This window comes from Ornithinimicrobium flavum (assembly GCF_004526345.1).
GTDB classification, from domain to species: domain Bacteria; phylum Actinomycetota; class Actinomycetes; order Actinomycetales; family Dermatophilaceae; genus Ornithinicoccus; species Ornithinicoccus flavus.
Genome location: NZ_CP038213.1, coordinates 243,697 through 260,554, shown reverse-complemented (window position 1 = coordinate 260,554; position 16,858 = coordinate 243,697). Strand labels below are relative to the sequence as shown.

General features: G+C 73.1%; 17 protein-coding genes and 1 riboswitch. Of the genes, 8 read left to right on the top strand and 9 right to left on the bottom strand.

The features are described 5' to 3' along the window. Window positions 1-11: 11 nt before the first annotated feature. The 3 genes from purB to E3Z34_RS01205 all read left to right on the top strand — a co-directional run bounded on the left by purB (window position 12) and on the right by E3Z34_RS01205 (window position 2,357). Window positions 12-1,442 (top strand): adenylosuccinate lyase, encoded by a 1,431-nt coding sequence (purB, locus tag E3Z34_RS01215; RefSeq protein ID WP_134772145.1) that lies wholly within the window; start codon window positions 12-14, stop codon window positions 1,440-1,442. Further along, complete coding sequence (locus tag E3Z34_RS01210) at window positions 1,442-1,813, top strand: barstar family protein (protein ID WP_134772144.1); 372 nt, start codon at window positions 1,442-1,444, stop codon at window positions 1,811-1,813. Before purB ends, E3Z34_RS01210 begins: the two co-directional genes overlap by 1 nt. A 160-nt stretch (window positions 1,814-1,973) precedes the next feature. Beyond that, the gene (locus E3Z34_RS01205; protein WP_202976996.1) at window positions 1,974-2,357 is read left to right on the top strand and encodes a guanyl-specific ribonuclease; all 384 of its coding nucleotides are present in this window, start codon (window positions 1,974-1,976) and stop codon (window positions 2,355-2,357) included. A gap of 176 nt (window positions 2,358-2,533) precedes the next feature. Here the strand turns inward: E3Z34_RS01205 and E3Z34_RS18065 are convergent, their stop codons facing one another. Next, window positions 2,534-3,433, bottom strand: coding sequence for a C40 family peptidase (locus E3Z34_RS18065; protein WP_202976995.1), 900 nt, complete (start codon window positions 3,431-3,433; stop codon window positions 2,534-2,536). Next, window positions 3,434-3,582, bottom strand: a riboswitch (cyclic di-AMP (ydaO/yuaA leader). A gap of 187 nt (window positions 3,583-3,769) precedes the next feature. Here E3Z34_RS18065 and E3Z34_RS01195 point away from each other — a divergent pair. From E3Z34_RS01195 to E3Z34_RS01185, 3 genes are all read left to right on the top strand, one after another. Beyond that, window positions 3,770-4,057, top strand: a complete 288-nt coding sequence (locus E3Z34_RS01195; RefSeq protein WP_134772142.1) for a metal-sensitive transcriptional regulator — start codon at window positions 3,770-3,772, stop codon at window positions 4,055-4,057. A gap of 154 nt (window positions 4,058-4,211) precedes the next feature. Continuing rightward, complete coding sequence (locus tag E3Z34_RS01190) at window positions 4,212-4,400, top strand: heavy-metal-associated domain-containing protein (protein ID WP_238695540.1); 189 nt, start codon at window positions 4,212-4,214, stop codon at window positions 4,398-4,400. A 61-nt stretch (window positions 4,401-4,461) separates the two neighbouring features. Next, the gene (locus E3Z34_RS01185; protein ID WP_134772140.1) at window positions 4,462-6,678 is read left to right on the top strand and encodes a heavy metal translocating P-type ATPase; all 2,217 of its coding nucleotides are present in this window, start codon (window positions 4,462-4,464) and stop codon (window positions 6,676-6,678) included. Window positions 6,679-6,753: 75 nt separating this feature from the next. Here the strand turns inward: E3Z34_RS01185 and E3Z34_RS01180 are convergent, their stop codons facing one another. After that, window positions 6,754-7,401: a VOC family protein gene (locus tag E3Z34_RS01180; protein ID WP_134772139.1), complete on the bottom strand. Its 648-nt coding sequence runs from the start codon at window positions 7,399-7,401 to the stop codon at window positions 6,754-6,756. A 43-nt stretch (window positions 7,402-7,444) separates the two neighbouring features. Further along, window positions 7,445-8,272: a TrmH family RNA methyltransferase gene (locus E3Z34_RS01175; RefSeq protein ID WP_134772138.1), complete on the bottom strand. Its 828-nt coding sequence runs from the start codon at window positions 8,270-8,272 to the stop codon at window positions 7,445-7,447. Window positions 8,273-8,354: 82 nt separating this feature from the next. Between E3Z34_RS01175 and E3Z34_RS01170 the strand changes: the two genes are divergently transcribed. After that, on the top strand, window positions 8,355-9,173 hold the full coding sequence (locus E3Z34_RS01170) for an HAD family hydrolase (RefSeq protein WP_134774668.1): 819 nt from the start codon (window positions 8,355-8,357) through the stop codon (window positions 9,171-9,173). Window positions 9,174-9,378: 205 nt separating this feature from the next. On the opposite strand, the gene E3Z34_RS01165 is transcribed toward E3Z34_RS01170, so the two are convergent. From E3Z34_RS01165 to E3Z34_RS01140, 6 genes are all read right to left on the bottom strand, one after another. Next, window positions 9,379-10,650, bottom strand: a complete 1,272-nt coding sequence (locus E3Z34_RS01165) for an ABC transporter permease (RefSeq protein WP_134772137.1) — start codon at window positions 10,648-10,650, stop codon at window positions 9,379-9,381. Continuing rightward, window positions 10,647-11,531 carry an ABC transporter ATP-binding protein gene (locus E3Z34_RS01160; RefSeq protein ID WP_134772136.1) on the bottom strand — a complete coding sequence of 295 codons (885 nt, stop codon included), beginning with the start codon at window positions 11,529-11,531 and terminating at the stop codon, window positions 10,647-10,649. The genes E3Z34_RS01165 and E3Z34_RS01160 overlap by 4 nt, the downstream gene beginning before the upstream one ends. A gap of 107 nt (window positions 11,532-11,638) precedes the next feature. Then, a complete protein-coding gene (locus E3Z34_RS01155) occupies window positions 11,639-12,334 on the bottom strand; it encodes a response regulator (RefSeq protein WP_134774667.1) in 696 nt (231 codons plus the stop codon). Further along, complete coding sequence (locus E3Z34_RS01150; protein WP_134772135.1) at window positions 12,334-13,788, bottom strand: sensor histidine kinase; 1,455 nt, start codon at window positions 13,786-13,788, stop codon at window positions 12,334-12,336. Before E3Z34_RS01150 ends, E3Z34_RS01155 begins: the two co-directional genes overlap by 1 nt. A gap of 102 nt (window positions 13,789-13,890) precedes the next feature. Continuing rightward, window positions 13,891-15,165: a serine--tRNA ligase gene (gene serS / locus E3Z34_RS01145; RefSeq protein ID WP_134772134.1), complete on the bottom strand. Its 1,275-nt coding sequence runs from the start codon at window positions 15,163-15,165 to the stop codon at window positions 13,891-13,893. Window positions 15,166-15,194: 29 nt separating this feature from the next. After that, entirely contained in the window at window positions 15,195-16,298 is a 1,104-nt protein-coding gene (locus E3Z34_RS01140; RefSeq protein WP_134772133.1) for a diacylglycerol/lipid kinase family protein, read from the bottom strand. A 78-nt stretch (window positions 16,299-16,376) separates the two neighbouring features. On the opposite strand from E3Z34_RS01140, the gene E3Z34_RS01135 reads away from it, so the two are divergent. After that, window positions 16,377-16,817, top strand: a complete 441-nt coding sequence (locus E3Z34_RS01135) for a DUF4446 family protein (protein ID WP_238695284.1) — start codon at window positions 16,377-16,379, stop codon at window positions 16,815-16,817. Window positions 16,818-16,858: the final 41 nt, after the last annotated feature.

Sequence of the window (16,858 nt, the reverse complement as noted above, 5' to 3'; positions counted from 1 at the left end):
AAGATAGGCGTATGCCGCTCCCCGCCGCCCGCACGTCCCTCGCCGACCTCTCCCCCACCATCGCGCTGGGGGCCCTCGACGGCCGGTACCGGAGTGCCGTCGCCCCGTTGCTCGACCACCTGTCGGAGGCCGCCCTCAACCGGGCACGCCTGCACGTCGAGGTCGAGTGGCTGCTCCACCTCACGACCACCGCCGTCGTGCCCGGTGCCGACACCCTGTCGGAGCAGGAGGCCCAGGAGCTGCGCGCGGTCGTCACCGACTTCGACGCGGCCGCGATCGAGGAGCTGAGGCAGATCGAGGCCGAGACGGTCCACGACGTCAAGGCGATCGAGTACTACCTGCGCCGCCGCCTCAGCGAGGTCGTCGGACCGCAGCGCGCAGGAACTCTCGGCGAGCTCGTCCACTTCGCCTGCACGAGCGAGGACGTCAACAACACCTCCTACGCCCTGATGGTCCAGGGGGCCGTCGAGCAGGTGTGGCTCCCCCGGGCGCGGGCCCTGGTCGACCAGCTCTCGACGATGGCGCACGAGCTGGCCGAGGTGCCACTGCTGGCGCACACCCACGGTCAGCCCGCCACCCCGACCACGATGGGCAAGGAGCTGGCCGTCCTCGCCGCCCGGCTCCGGCGCCAGCTGGACCGGGTCGGCCGCGCGTCATACCTGGGCAAGCTCAACGGGGCGACCGGGACCTACGGCGCGCACGTCGTGGCGCTGCCCGACGTGGACTGGCAGGACGTCAGCCGCACCTTCGTCGAGCAGCTCGGTCTGACGTGGAACCCTCTCACCACCCAGATCGAGAGCCACGACTGGCAGGCCGAGCTCTACGCCGACGTCGCCCGCTTCAACCGGGTCCTGCACAACCTCGCGACGGACGTCTGGACCTACATCTCGATGGGCTACTTCGCCCAGGTCCGGGGGCAGGGCACCGTCGGGTCGTCCACGATGCCGCACAAGGTCAACCCCATCCGCTTCGAGAACGCCGAGGCCAACCTCGAAGTGTCCAACGCCCTGCTCGACGTGCTGGCCTCCACCCTGGTGACCAGCCGCCTCCAGCGCGACCTCACCGACTCCTCCATGCAGCGCAACATCGGCACGGCGTTCGGCCACAGCCTGCTGGCCCTGGACAACGTCAGCCGGGGGCTGGCCGGGCTGGACGCCGTGCCGGAGGCGATGGCCGCCGACCTCGACGCCAACTGGGAGGTGCTCGGCGAGCCGGTCCAGTCGGTGATGCGGGCGCTGGCCGCCCGTGGCGTGGAGGGGATGAGCAACCCCTACGAGCGGCTGAAGGACCTCACCCGCGGTCGGCGGATCGGGCGGGCCGAGCTGGTCGACTTCGTCCGCGGGCTGGGCCTGCCGGCCGCCGAGGAGGAGCGCCTCGTCGCCCTCACCCCGGCCACCTACACGGGCCTGGCCGCCTCCCTCGTCGCGCACCTGGACGACTGATGCACCTGCTCCCGGCCGACCAGCTCACCCCCGTCCTGGCCCACCTCCACGACCACGGGTATGCCGTCGCCCGCGCGGCCAGTCCGCCCGACCCCGGTCTGCGCCCGGCCCAGGCCGAGCTGGCCCGGGCGCTGCGGCTGCCGGGCAACGCCGCGACCAACCTCGACGCCATGGTCGACGCCCTGCGCGACCTGCCGCAGATCTGGGGCTCGGAGCGGGTGGCCCTGGTGTGGGAGGACGCCGGTCGGCTCGCGGCCAGCGACGGCCGGGCCTGGTGGCTGCTCGGGGAGATCCTCGACGACGTCGACGGGCTGACGGTCCTGGCCCTCGGCGAGGCGCGGATCGGCTCCCCCGGGGAGGTGTCGTCATGAGACTCAGCCGACCGGTGGCGCTCGTCCTCCTGATCCTCTGCTCGCTCGTCGTGCTCTGGTTGGTCGCCCAGAACCTGCCGGCGGAGGACTCCTCGGCGACACAGCACCCACCTCGACCGGTGCCGCCTCGCCGAGCCCGACCGGTGCCGCCTCGCCCAGCGTGGCCCTGCCCACCCCCACCGGTGCCGCCTCCCCCACCCAGGAGGCCGGTGCGGACGGGCCGACGGGGACGGACACGCGCGCCTGGGACGACATCGACGCCTGCCGGGACGACGTGCTTCCGCCGGAGCTGGAGGAGGTCGCCGACGACGTCGCGTCGGGCGGGCCCTTCGACTACCCGGACAAGGACGGGTCGACCTTCGGCAACTACGAGGGCTACCTTCCCGACGAGTCCCGCGGCTACTACCGGGAGTACACCGTGGAGACGCCGGGGCTGGACCACCGCGGCGCCCGTCGGATCGTCACCGGCGGTGGGGGTGGCTCGCCCGAGGTCTGGTACTACACCCAGGACCACTACGAGAGCTTCTGCGAGTTCGCCCCCTGAGCAACCACACCACGCGCTCGGTGGGGACAGGAGCAACCACACCACGCGCTCGGTGGGGACAGGAGCAACCACACCACGCGCTCGGTGGGGACAGGGAGCTCGTGGCGTGACGAAGGGCCCCTCCCGCCGGCGCGGGAGAGGCCCTTCGTGGTCGACGGATGAATCCGTCGGATCGGTCAGGGGCGGCCGTAGCCGGAGACCGAGCCGTAGATGCTGGAGATGGGCATGTAGTTGGACACCGAGCCGGGGTTGGTGGCCTGGTAGATCATGCCGTTGCCGGCGTAGATGCCGACGTGCCAGGCGGGGTTGCCGAAGAACACGAGGTCACCGGGCTGCGGGTTGCTCACCGGGGTGACAACGGCCTGCTGCAGCGACGCCTTGTGCGGCAGCGAGATGCCGAGCTGGGCGTAGACGTAGCTGGTGAAGCCCGAGCAGTCGAAGCCGACGGCGGGGTCGGAGCTGCCCCAGGCGTAGGGGATGCCCATCAGGCCGGAGGCGATACCCACGGCACCGCCGTAGGACGGGGCCACCGGCTGCGGGGCCGGCTGGGGGGCCGGCTGTACCGCGGGCTGGGTGGCGACCCGCTGCTGCTGCACGGGAGCGGTGCGCTCCTCGGTGCGGCTGGCGGTGGTCGGGGTGCGGGTCTCGACCGCGGCCTGGGCCTGGGTCTGGGCCGCAGACCCGGCGGTCTCGGCCTCCGCGGTGGCCTCGGCCTCCGCGGTGGCCTCGGCCGGAGCCTCGGTCTCGGTCTCGGTCTCCACGTCCACCACGGCGGCGAAGGCGGTGAAGCCGCTCGTGCCGAAGTCGGCCGGGGAGGTCTCCGGGGCCGGGACGGCCTTGGCCGGCCGGTCGGCGAGGAGGGTGCGGTCCGCCTGGACGGTCTCACCGAGACGCACGAGCGCCTCGACGGCCTTCACGGGGGCGTCCTCGGTCACGGGCTGGGCCCCGGCACTCACGGCAGTGCCGGCGAGGAGGCCGGAGGAGGCGGCCGCGACGGCGGCGGTACGGGTCAGGGAGGTGCTGGCCGCACTGAGGCGACCGGGACGCCGGTGGCGACCAGGGGTGGTGAGCTGCATCAAGAATTCCTCCAACGCCTACGAGGTGAGCTGTCGGGCTCGAGGTGGAGAACCTCCGACCCGTGAGGGTCGAGCGCCCCGAGGCACCTGTGGGACCAGGTGCCGACGGTGGTTCCCCCGCTCCTGCTGAGGTGTGGTGATAGGGACAACCTCGGACGCACGGCAGGACTCGGCGTAGAGCGCGTTGAGGACCTCTCTCGGGTAAGAGCGGCGAGAAAGACCATACACACGCCGTCCGGCAAATGTCACGTTCTGGTCACGAAAACGACCCCGACGTGGCGAAGCACACACTCGCCCGGTTGCGACCACATACCCAGGGGGGGTATGTTGTCCGGCATGGCTACGCAGGGTTACACGGGCTCCAAGGACGACTATCTCAAGCGTCTGCGCCGCATCGAGGGACAGGTGCGGGGAATCGCCCGTATGGTCGAGGAGGACACCTACTGCATCGACGTCCTCACCCAGGTGAGCGCCGTGACCAAGGCGCTCCAGGCCGTCAGCCTCGGCCTGCTGGAGGACCACATCAGCCACTGCGTCGTCGAGGCTGCGGCCCAGTCCGAGGAGGCCAAGGACCTCAAGGTGCGCGAGGCCTCCGACGCGATCGCGCGCCTGGTGCGCAGCTGACCGGCGCCGACCCGGCGCCGCACGACATACCGTCGCACGACAGACCCACCCAGAAGGAGCAGGCATGACCCAGCACGAGCACACCGACCCGGCCGCCGTCGAGCGGGCGGAGGAGACCGGACAGGTCCAGACCACCAAGATCGTCGTCACCGGCATGACCTGCGGCCACTGCGTCGCCTCGGTGACCGAGGAGCTCAAGGAGGTCGCCGGCGTCCTCGAGGTGCGCGTCGAGGACCTCGTCAAGGGCGGCGACACCGACGTCCTCGTCGACTCCGACGGCCCGCTCGACCTCGACGCCGCGCGCGCCGCGGTCGAGGAGGCGGGCTACACCGCCTCCGTCTGACCCCCTCCCACCGGACGCCCCGGCCGGGTCCCCACCCGGCCGGGGGGTCGAGGAAGAAGCGATGAGCACCACCCAGCAGCAGACCAGCACCGACACCCAGCACGTCGACCTCGCCATCACCGGCATGACGTGCGCGTCCAGCTCGGCCCGGATCGAGCGCAAGCTCAACAAGCTCGACGGCGTCGAGGCCAGCGTGAACCTCGCGACCGAGAAGGCGAGCATCACCTTCCCCTCGGCCCTGTCGGTCGCCGACATCGTCGCCACCGTGGAGAGGACGGGGTATGGCGCCACCCCCCTGGAGGAGGACCGGGCCCGCGGCCCGGTCATGACCCACGACGTCGTCGGGCACGATTCCCTGCGGCTGCGGATGATCGTGGCCGCGGTCCTGGCCCTGGCCGTCTTCGTCCTGCACATGGTCCCGCCGGTCCGGGACGCGCTGGGGATGACGGGCCACTGGCTGCAGCTGGCCCTCACGGTCCCGGTCTACCTGTGGGCGGCCTGGCCGTTCCACCGGGCGGCCTGGGTCAACGCGCGCCACCTGTCCTCCACGATGGACACCCTCGTCTCGGTCGGCACGACCGCGGCGATGGGCTGGTCGGTCGTGGCCCTGCTCACCGGCTTCAGCCACGACATGTACTTCGAGGTCGCGGCCGTCGTCATCGCCTTCCTCCTCATCGGTCGCTACATCGAGGCCCGGGCCAAGGCCCAGGGGCGCTCGGCGCTGACCTCGCTGATGGAGCTGGGCGCCAAGGACGTGGCGGTGCTCCGGCACGAGACCGTCAGCGGCGCCTGGACCGAGCACCGCGTGCCGATCGAGGAGCTCGAGGTCGGCGACCGCTTCGTCGTGCGCCCCGGGGAGAAGCTCGCCACCGACGGCGTCGTCGTCGACGGCGCCTCCACCATCGACGCCTCCATGGTCACGGGCGAGTCGATGCCCGTCGAGGCCGCGGTCGACGACGAGGTCGTGGGCGCCACCGTCAACGGTCACGGCCGCCTGGTCGTGCGCGCCACACGGGTCGGCGCCGAGACGACGCTCGCGCGGATCACCCAGCTCGTGGAGCAGGCCCAGACGGGCAAGGCCCCGATCCAGCGGCTCGCCGACCGCATCTCCGCGGTCTTCGTGCCCGTGGTCCTCGTGCTGGCGCTGGTGACCTTCGTCGTGTGGCTGCTCGTCACCGGCGGCGACGTGGCGCGCTCCCTCATGCCGGCCGTGGCGGTCCTCATCATCGCCTGCCCGTGCGCCCTGGGCCTGGCCACGCCGACCGCCCTGCTCACCGGCACGGGCCGCGGCGCCGAGATGGGGATCCTCATCAAGGGCCCCCAGATCCTGGAGTCCACCCGCCGCGTCGACACCGTCGTGCTGGACAAGACCGGCACCCTCACCACCGGTGAGCCAATCCTCACCGACGTCCTCACCGTCGGCGCCCTCGCCCCGGACGCCGCGCTCAAGGCGGCGGCGAGCGTCGAGGCCGGCAGCGAGCACCCGGTGGCCCGCGCCATCGTCGACGGTGCGCGCGAACGGGGCGTCGAGCCGGCCGGCATCACCGACTTCACCAACCTTCCCGGCCGTGGCGTGCGGGCGCGCATCAAGGACGTCGAGGTCAGCGTGGGCAAGCCGGACCTCTTCGACCGGGTGCCGGAGGAGCTCCGGGCGGCCCTCGCGTCCGCGACGGGCACCACCGTCCTCGTCGGCTGGCAGGGCACCGCCCACGCCGCCGTCACGGTGTCCGACACCCCCCGGGAGAGCAGCGCCGCCGCCGTGGCGCGTCTCAAGGAGCTCGGGCTGACGCCATACCTGCTGACCGGTGACAACGAGCACACGGCGACCGTCGTGGCCCAGCAGGTCGGGATCGACCCGCAGAACGTCACGGCCGGGGTGCTGCCCCAGGACAAGTTCGCCGAGGTCCGGCGCCTGCAGGACGCCGGTCGCGTCGTCGCGATGGTCGGGGACGGCGTGAACGACGCCGCCGCGCTCGCGCAGGCCGACCTCGGCATGGCGATGGGGTCGGGCACCGACGTGGCCGCCGAGTCCGCCGACATCGTCCTCGTGCGCCCCGACGTGCAGACGGTCGCGGACGCGATCGGGCTGTCCCGCAAGACCCTGCGGGTCATCCAGGAGAACCTCGTGTGGGCCTTCGGCTACAACACGCTGGCGATCCCCCTGGCCGCCCTCGGCCTGCTCACCCCCCTCATCGCCGGTGGCGCGATGGCGATGTCCTCGGTGCTCGTGGTGCTGAACAGCCTGCGGCTCAAGGGGTACGGCCGCGGCACGCGCTGAGCGGCCCGCGACACGGACGAGGCGACGTCGGACGACGTCGCCTCGTGCTGTCGTGGGGCCCGACCCCGCCGGCGCTCAGACCGTGACCGGGCCGTCCGGGGTGTCGAAGGAGACCTCGTAGAGGCACGGGCACGGGTCGTCCTCGACGAAGCCGAACTCGATCTGGCTCTCGAAGGACCCCCTGGGCGCGTCGGCGAGCCCCAGCCACTCCCGCACCGCCTCGAAGTCGCCGCCGACGGTCAGACCGGTCAGCCGGCTCGGGGACTCCTCCAGCCGGGAGGGGTGGGCCTGCGCGTCGGAGATCCACTGCACGAAGAACGGCAGGTGCCCGTGGTCGATGACGTTCTTGACGCCGATCTGGCGCCACTGCAGGTCGTGCCCCTCCGGGGTGGTGCGGTGCCCGTCCGCCGCCGAACGCCCCAGCCGCTCCTCGACCGGCCCAAGGTCGTCGACCGCGACCACCCAGGCCATCCACCCGCCCCCGCGGGCCGACCGCGCCCTGACCGCCTGGCCGAACGGGGCCTTGTCGGAGGCCGGGTGGTCGAGGGCCTCGACCACCTCGACGTAGCGGTTGTCCGCCAGGGGCAGGATGACGTTGCGCGTGCCGAAACGGGGGTGCACCCCGCCGTCGCGGGGGGTGACGCCGAGCATCGTGGCCAGGCGCCCGGCCGTGGCCTGCAGACCCTCGGGGCCGGCGGCATAGCTCACGTGGTCGATACGCATGCCGCCATCGTGGCACACCGGCGTGGCGCTCTTGACACCCCCCTCAGGGGCGTGGATCGGCGGCTCGCTGGCGCACGGCCTCGTAGACGATCACGGCGGCGCTGGTGGCCACGTTGAGCGAGTTAGCCAGCCCCACCATGGGGATCCGAACCCGGTGCTGCGCAGCCGTCAGCACCTCCGCGGTCAGGCCGGTCTTCTCCGTGCCGACGACGATGGCGACCGGTCCGCGGTAGTCCACCTCGGTGTGCGTGACCTCGGTGTCGGGGGTCGCCGCGACCAGGGGTATGCCGCGCTCCCGCAGCCACGCCAGCGTCACCGCGGTGGGGTCGCTGGCGACCGGGACCGAGAAGACCGTCCCCTTCGAGGCGCGCACGGTGTTGGGGTTGCCCCAGTCGGTGACGGGGTCAGCGGCGACGACGGCGTCCACCCCGGCCGCGTCGGCGGTGCGCAGCATCGCGCCGAGGTTGCCGGGCTTCTCCACCGCCTGGCAGACCAGGACCAGCGGGGCGTCCGGGAGCCCGGCCGTCAGGTCCTCGCACCGGCGGTCGACGGTGGGCACCACCGCGAGGACGCCGTCCGGCCCCTCCCGGTAGGCCGCTTTCTCGAAGGCCGGCCGCGACAGCCGCACGAGCTCACCACCCAGCGCCCCCACCCGGGCGACCAGGTCGTCGGCCCGGGCCGCCCCGCCCATGAGCTCCGGGCAGTAGAAGAGCGTCTGCGGCACGACCCCCGCCTCGAGGGCCAGGCCCAGCTCGTCATACCCCTCCACCAGGGTGCGTCGCTCCTGCTCGCGGGTGCGTCGGCGCCGCAGGGCCGCGAGCGCCTTGAGGCGGGGGTTGGCCGGGGAGGTGATGAGGTGCGGAGTCGGCACGGGGACAGTCTGTCGCACCGGGCGGGCCGACTAGGCTGCGAGGGTGAGCCTCGACGAGCGCGTGTCCCCCGTCCGCCACCCGATGCGCGACTGCGACCTCCTCGTGGCCCTCGACGTCGACGGCACGGTCCTGCACCACGACGGCCACCTCGCACCCGCGGTGCTCGACCGGGTCCGCGCCCTCGACGCGCTGCCGCACGTGCACGTCGTCATCGCCACCGGCCGCTCGGTCCTCTCGACCGTCCCCGTGGTGGAACAGCTCGGCCTGGCCCGCGAGGGTCGCCCCGCGGTCTGCTCCAACGGGGCCGTCACGGTGCGGACCGACCTGACCAACGGGACGGGCTACCGCCTGGTCGACGTCGTCACGTTCGACCCGGCGCCCGCCGTGGCCCTGGTCCGCCAGGAGCTGCCGGACGTCCTGGTCGCGGTCGAGGAGATCGGGGTGGGCTTCAAGGTGAGCACGCCCTTCCCGCCCGGGGAGCTGTGGGGCGAGGAGATCGTCGTGCCGGACGAGGAGCTGCTGGCCCACCCGGCGACGCGCGTCACCTTCCGCGACCCGAGCTCGACCTCCCAGGAGTTCACCGAGCTGGTGGAGCGCATCGGTCTGCACGGCGTGTCCTACGCCGTCGGCTACAGCGCCTGGCTCGACCTGGCCCCCGAGGGCGTCTCGAAGGCCTCCGCGCTGGAGCAGGTGCGGCGCCACCTCGGCGTCGAGCCCCACCGGACCGTCGCCGTCGGCGACCAGCGCAACGACATCGAGATGCTCACCTGGGCCGCCCGGGGCTACGCCATGGGCCAGGCCCCCGCCGAGGTCGTCGCCGCTGCCGACCGCGTCACCGGCACCGTCGACGAGGACGGCCTGGCCGAGGCCCTGGACGAGGTGCTCGCCGAGCTCGCGTGAGGGCCGGCGGCGCCGGGTCCACGCAGCGCCGCCGCGCCATGGACAGTGAGGACGCGCACGGACGAGGTTCTCGACGTTGTCCATGCGCGTCTTCGTTGTCCATCGGGGAGATCCGGGGCCGATAGCACCGGGGAAGGGCGAGCGTTCCGCCACGCGGCGCCCGGCGCGCCGCCACGCGGCGCCCGGCCGGACGCCCCGCACCCGGTCAGTCGGCCCGCAGGGTCATGGCCTTGCGCCAGGTCAGGCTGCCGGAGGTGTGCAGCAGCGCCCGCTCGTAGAGCCGGGCACCCAGCCAGATCGTCAGCGCGCAGAAGGCCAGCACCAGCACGAGCGCCAGGATCGGCTCCCACAGCTCGGTCCCGCCCTCGATGATGCGCATCGGCATGAGGAAGGTCGAGGCCAGCGGCACGAAGGACAGGATCTCCCGCACCTGCCCCTCCACGTTGATCGAGGCGATGAAGAGGATGACAAGCAGCATCGTCAGCGGCATGGACGTGGACTGCACGTCCTCCGTGCGCGAGGCCAGGGCGCCCGAGGCGGCCCAGACGCAGGCGAGGGCCAGGAAGCCCAGGACGAAGAAGGGGACGTACCAGCCGATGGCCTGCGCCAGACCCGGCAGCGCGACGTCGAGGTCGATGAAGGTCAGCCCGACGAGCGAGACGGCGGCGATGAGCGCGATCTGCCCGAAGGCGATCGCGGTATTGCCCAGGACCTTGCCCAGGAGCAGCTGGCGCACCGGGATCTTCGCGGCCAGGATCTCGACGATCCGGTTGGCCTTCTCCTCCACGACGCTGTTGGCGATCTGGTAGCCGAACATGATCGAGGTCATGTAGAAGAGGAAGGCGAAGACGAAGCCGAGGATGAACTTGACGAACGACGGCATACCCCCCTCGGCCTCGGACAGGTCCACCGGCGTGAGGGTCGTGCCGGCCGTGAGCTCCTCGACGGTGGTGCCGGCCGCCGCGGCGTTCTCGGCCATCGCCGAGCTCCGCACGGTGTCGGTCAGCAGGCTGGTGAGCCCCGACGAGGGCTCCCCGTCGGTGACCATCTCCCACCCGGCCTCGCCCTGGACGAGGGCCGCGTCGACGTCCCCGTCGCGCACCTGCGCCTCGGCGGCGCCCCGGTCCGGGACGGTCGTCGCCGTCACGGTGCCCTCCGGCTCCTCGAGCTGGAGGAGACCCTGCGCCTGCTCGACGACGGCCGCGCCGTCCCCGTCGGTCACGGCGACCTCATAGCTGGAGCTCCCCCCGGTGAACAGCTGCGGGAGCAGCATCGCGCCCACCAGCAGGACCAGCGTGAGGGCCGTGCCGATGAGGAAGTTGCGGTCGCGCAGCTTGACGGTGATCTCGCGGCCGGCGACGAGTGCCCAGGCGGCGCGACGGGTGGTGCGCTGCTCGGGGCGGGAGGGGCCGGGTCCGGCGGTGCGCTCGGCCCCGCCGGTCGACGTGCCTGCGGAACGGTCGGTGAGAGTGCTCATGCGACGGCCACCTCTCGGTAGATCTCGGACAGGGTGGGACGCATCCGGCTGAACTCCCGGACCCCTCCTCGGGCGACGGCGTCGGTGAGCAGCCGCTCGGCCAGCTGCTCGTCCTCGGGCTCGAACAGCACGCTGGGGCCGTCGAGGTCCACGACGGTGATCCCCGGGACGTTCCGCACCCACCCGGTGTCCTGCCCCATGGTGAGGCGGTAGCGCAGCGGGGCGTTCGCGCGCAGCTGCTCGGAGGTGCCGCGCGCCACGACCTTGCCCTCGTGGAGGACGACGATCGCGTCGCAGAGCCGGTCCACCAGGTCCAGCTGGTGGGAGCTGAAGAGGACGGGCACCCCGCGGACGGTGTGCTCGCGCAGGAGCTCGCTCATCTGGTCGACCGCCGCGGGGTCCAGCCCGCTGAACGGCTCGTCGAGCACGAGCATCTTGGGGTCGCCCAGGACCGAGGCGATGATCTGGGCGCGCTGCTGGTTGCCGAGCGAGAGCTCCTCGAGCTTGCTCCTGAAGCGCTCACCGAGGCCGAAGCGGGTCAGCAGGTCGGCGGACCGGTCGCGGGCGGCCGCACGGGACATCCCGTGCAGCTGCCCCAGATAGGTCAGCTGGTCCAGCACCTGCTGCTTGGGGTAGAGACCCCGCTCCTCCGGCATGTAGCCGAACCGGCTGCGGTCGGCCCGGGTCAGGGGCTCGCCGTCCCAGAGCACCTCCCCGGAGGTGGGGGCCAGGACGCCCATGATCATCCGCATGGTCGTGGTCTTGCCGGCGCCGTTGCCGCCGACGAACCCGACCATCTGTCCCTGCGGGACGGTGAAGCTGGCGGCGTCGACGGCGACGTGGTCGCCGTACCTGCGGGTCAGCTGCTGCAGCTCGAGCACGATTCCTCCTCGGTGTCGTGGGTGCCACGCTAGACGGGGGGCGAGCCGGCCCGCATCGGCCGACCAGGTGATTGCGCCCTCCCCCGCAGGAGGGAGAGCCTCACGGCTCAGCGGCCGTGGCGGCCCTCCGGGAGCACCAGCCCGGAGTCGTAGGCGGCGATGACGGCCTGGACCCGGTCGCGGACCCCGAGCTTGGCCAGGACGTTCGAGACGTGCGTCTTGACGGTCGCCTCGCCGACGAACGCCTCGGCGGCGATCTCGGCGTTGGACAGCCCGCGGGCCATCAGCGCCAGCACCTCCCGCTCGCGCCCGGTGAGCTGGGGCAGAGGTATGCCGTCCTCCTCACCGGTGGTCCCGCCCCCCGGCCGGTCCCCCGCGCCGTCGCCGCGCGCCATCCGGCGCAGGACCCGGATCGTCACCTCGGGCGAGAGCAGGGCGTGGCCGTCGGCGGCGGCCCGGACGGCGTCGACGAGGTCGTCGGGGTCGGCGTTCATGAGCAGGAAGCCGCTGGCCCCGGCCTCGAGGGCGTCGAAGATGTAGTCGTCGTGGTCGAAGGTCGTCAGGATGACGACCTTGACGTCGGGGTGGTCGGCCACGATGCGGCGGGTCGCTTCGATGCCGTCGAGCACGGGCATCTGCACGTCCATGAGCACCACGTCGGGGCGCAGCGGCTCGATGGCGTCCAGCGCCTGCTGACCATCTCCCACCTGGCCCACGACCTGCAGGTCCGGCTCGGTCGACAGGATCATGGAGAAGCCCTGCAGCAGCAGCGGCTGGTCGTCGACCAGGAGCAGCCGGACCATCACGCGCTCACCGCCGGGTCCGGCACGGCGACCCCGGTGACAGGGTCCTCCCGGCGGGCACGACCCTCGAGCGGGAACCAGGCGCGCACGCGGTAGCCGTCGACCCCCGCACGCGGTCCCGCCTCGACGGCGCCGCCGAGGTGCTGGGCGCGCTCGCGCATCCCCCGCAGCCCCAGCCCCGTGCCGGACGTGCCCCAGCGGGGGTGGCCGTCGTCCACGACCTCGAGCTCGATCCGACCGGTTCCCTCGTCGATCCGGACGGTGACCCGGGCGTGCCGGGCCGTGGAGTGCCGCCGCACGTTGGCCAGCGCCTCCTGCACCACCCGGTAGGCGGACAGCTGCACGGGCGTCGGCACGCGCCCCGCGGCCCCGGCCGTCGACTCGACGACGTCCAGGTCCACCGTGCACATCGGAGTCGTCGCCTGCTCCACCAGGCCGGTCAGCGCCGCGAGCGTCGGCTGGGGCGCCCGGTCGGTCGGGCCGCCGCCGGCCGCCGGGCCCGGGAGCACGGCCGGCTCGCCGGATCCTGCCGGGCCGCCGACCTCCCCCCGCGCCTGCGGCTCCTCCAGGTCCTCGCTGCGCAGCGTCCCGAGCAGGTCCCGCATCTGGCCCACCGCGTCCCGCGAGGACTGCTCGATCGCCCCGAGCGAGGCCCGCGCCGCGTCCGGGTCGCGGTCGAGCACGCGGCGCGCGGCTGCCGCCTGGACGCCCATGACCGACACGTGGTGGGCGACGACGTCGTGCAGCTCCCGGGCGATCCGGAGCCGTTCGGCGACGACGGCCTGGTCGCGCAGGCGGCCCCCCTGCTCCTGGGTGGTGAGCAGGAGGTCGTCGGCCCGGTGCCGCTGCAGCGCACCCCGCCAGGCCACGAGCCCCAGGCCGATGGCGAAGCCGAAGTAGATGAGGTTGCTCAGCACGACGTAGAGCAGCAGGGCGGTCACCGGCCCCACCGGCCCCGTGCGCGCCAGGACGTCCTCCCCCAACGACTCGCGGATCGTGTCCAGGCCCGAGCCGAGGGCGAACCACCAGGCCAGCCACAGCGCCATGACGAGCAGGACCGCGAGGGTCGCGTAGGCCACCGCGCGCCGGTCCTGGGCCCAGGCGATGCCGGAGAAGAAGAGGAAGAAGGCCAGCAGCTGCATCGGGAGGGAGGACATCGTCACCGGCATCAGCTGCCCCGCCACGACGAAGTGGGCGGCGGCCAGCAGCATGACCGTGACCGGGGCGACCCGGCGGAAGGCGACGAGCAGGCTCCCGCTGAGGACCGCGGCATACTGCCAGCCGACCCCGAGCTGCTCCTCCTCCATCCCCCCGGCCGCCCGGATCAGCTCCACGCCGATCGCGGCGATGACGAAGGCCACCACGGCCCACTGCACGTCACGACGACGCTGGTCGGCGGTGGCGACCCGCTCCCAGCCCTCGTCCGCGCCGAACCAGCGCTCCAGCACCTCCATGACGCACCAGCCTAGGCGGGCGCACCCACAGGCACCCTCCGCCGCAGGACGGAGATCGGGCCGGGCGCGACCACCGCGTCCCTCCCGCGACGGAGCCGCCCCTCAGCGGGTGAGTCGCTCCCGACCGCCGAGGAAGGGCCGCAGCGCCGCGGGCACGTGGACCGACCCGTCGGCCTGCTGGTGGTTCTCCAGCAGCGCGACGATCGGGCGGGTGTTCGTGACGGCCGTGCCGTTGAGGGTGGCGACGACGCGGGTGCCGGAGCCGTGCGGGTCGCGCTCGCGCACCCCCAGCCGGCGCGCCTGGAAGGTCGTGCAGTTGGAGGTCGAGGTCAGCTCGCGGTAGCGGCCCTGGGTGGGGACCCACGCCTCGCAGTCGTACTTGCGGGCGGCCGGGCCACCGAGGTCGCCGGCGGCGACGTCGATCACCCGGTAGGGCAGCTCGAGGGCGTCCAGGATGCGGCGCTCCACCCGCAGCAGGTTGGCGTGCTCGGCCTCGGCGTCCTCGACCCGGCAGTAGACGAACATCTCGGTCTTCTGGAACTGGTGCACCCGGAAGATGCCCTTGGTGTCCTTGCCGTAGGACCCGGCCTCGCGGCGGTAGCAGGTGGAGGTCGCGGCATACCGCAGCGGCCCGCCCGACAGGTCGAGGATCTCCTCGGCGTGGAGGCCGGCGAGCGCGACCTCGGAGGTGCCGGTGAGGAAGAGGTCGTCCGCCTCGAGGCGGTAGACCTCGTCGGCGTGCGCGTCCAGGAAGCCGGCGCCGGCCATCGTCTCGGGCCGCACGAGCGTCGGCGGCACGACGGGGACGAAGCCCTCCTCGACGGTGATCTCCCGGGCCAGGGCCATGAGCGCGTGGTCCAGGAGCGCCCCGACGCCGGTGAGGAAGTAGAAGCGGGCGCCCGAGACCTTCGCGCCCCGAGCCATGTCGATCGCCCCGAGCGCCTCCCCGAGCTCCAGGTGGTCCTTGGGCTCGAAGCCCTCGGCGGCGAAGTCCCGGGGCGTGCCGACCTCCTCCAGCACGACGAAGTCGTCCTCGCCCCCGACGGGGACCCCGTCGACGATCACGTTGCCGATCCGGCGCATGGCGGTGTCGCGCTCCTGCGCCGCGGCGGCGGCCTCGGCCTCCAGCTGCTTGACCCGGGTGCTGAGGTCCTTCACCTCCGCGAGCAGCGCCTGCTTCTCCTCGCCCTGGGCCTGCGCGACCCGCTTGCCGAAGGTCTTCTGCTCCGCCCGGGCCGACTCGAAGGCCGACAGGGCGCTGCGGTGGCGCTCGTCCGCGGACAGGACCGCGTCCACCGCCGACGGGTCTTCCCCGCGAGCCACCTGGCTCTGGCGGACGCGGTCGGGGTCGTCACGGAGGTCGCGGAGATCGAGCATGGCGTCAGCCTAACGGGGCTGCGGCACGGTCAGCGGTTGATGCGCGGCCAGTCGACGGGGCGGGCACCGGCACCCTCGAGCTGGGCGCTGATGGCCGACAGCACGTGCGGACGCTCCCGCCCCCGACGCGGCTGGGGCAGGCGCACCAGCAGGCTGCCGGGCTCGACGTGCACCCGGAGCGCGATGACGGTGCCGAGGGGGTCGCCGTCGAGCTCGACCTCCACCGGCTTGTCCGAGAGCACCTGGATCTCCCGGGCCTGGACGTACTCGACCCGCGAGTGCCCCACCCGCTGCCGGGTCACCAGCTGGCCGAAGGTCGCCATCCACCCCACGATCCCGTCGGGCGACAGGAGCACCGCGTCGAGCTCGCCGTCGTCGGCCTCGGCGTCGGGCAGCAGCTCCATACCCCCCTGCAGCTTGCCGACGTTGCCGATCATCACGCTGCGGACCCGCCGCCGCCTCAGACCGTGGCCGTCGGTGCGGAAGTCGACGGTGAACTGCGGCCCCTTGAGGTGCTGCAGGCCCGCCACGACGTAGGCCACCCACCCCACCCTGGCCTTGAGCCGCTCGGGGGCGGCAGCCATGACCTCGGCGTCGAAGCCCAGCCCCGCCATGACGAGGAACCGGTGCCGCTCACGGACCTCCTCCGAGCCCCGGTCGTCGACCGCGTCGGAGAAGTCGACCACCTTCGCGGGGTCCTCGTCGTCCTCCAGACGCCCCTGGAGCTGGCCGGTCGTCGGCCGCACGAACTCCACCACGCAGGTGTCGATCGCGGCGTCGCGCCCGGTGAGCGCCACCTCGAAGGCACGGTCCAGGGAGTCGATGGGCAGCTCGAGGTTGCGGGCCAGCAGGTTGCCGGTGCCACCGGGGAGCAGCCCGACGGGGATGCCGGTCCCCACCATCTCGGCCGCCACTGCGCGGACGGTCCCGTCACCGCCGAGGGGGCACACGAGGTCGACACTCGCCGCGGCGGCCTGCCGCGCCTGGCCCGCACCGGTGTCCTCCGCCGTGGTCTCGATCCACAGCGGCTCCTCCCAGCCGTGCCGGGTGCAGGCCCTCGTGGCCCGACGACGGACCTCGTCCAGGTCCTCGAACTTCGTCGGGTTGACGATCACGGCCACGCGTTTCGGCATGCCCCCACGCTATCCCGGCGTCGCGGACGCGCGGGACGCCGCGGCGGGTGGGGGAGGGGGACGGCATACGCTCGGGTCGTGGACCCCGAGCTGCTTCCCTGGATCGCCGGTGGCGTCGCCGTCCTCGCGCTGCTGCTGGCGCTCGCCGCCTGGCAGCGGCTGCGGGTCGTCGACCGTCGCCTGCGTCAGCTGGTGGCCGCCGGGGCGCCGACCTCGCCGCAGGGCGCGCGGCTGGACGCCCTGGAGGCGGACGTGGCCGGCGTCCGGTCCGACCTCGCGCAGGCGCTGCGGCACGTGGCGGTCGTGCGGTACGACGCCTTCGGCGACATGGGCGGCCGGATGAGCTTCTCCGCCGCGATCGTCGACGACACGGGCGACGGCATGGTGCTCAGCTCGATCCACGCCCGCGGCGAGAGCCGGACCTACGCCAAGGGCGTCGTCGGCGGGGACTCCGAGATCGTGCTCACCCCCGAGGAGCGCCAGGCGCTCGACGCCGCCCGCACCGGCCGCGACGACTGAGGTCGGCTCCGGTCCCCGCCCGGGGTGACGTGCGACGATGC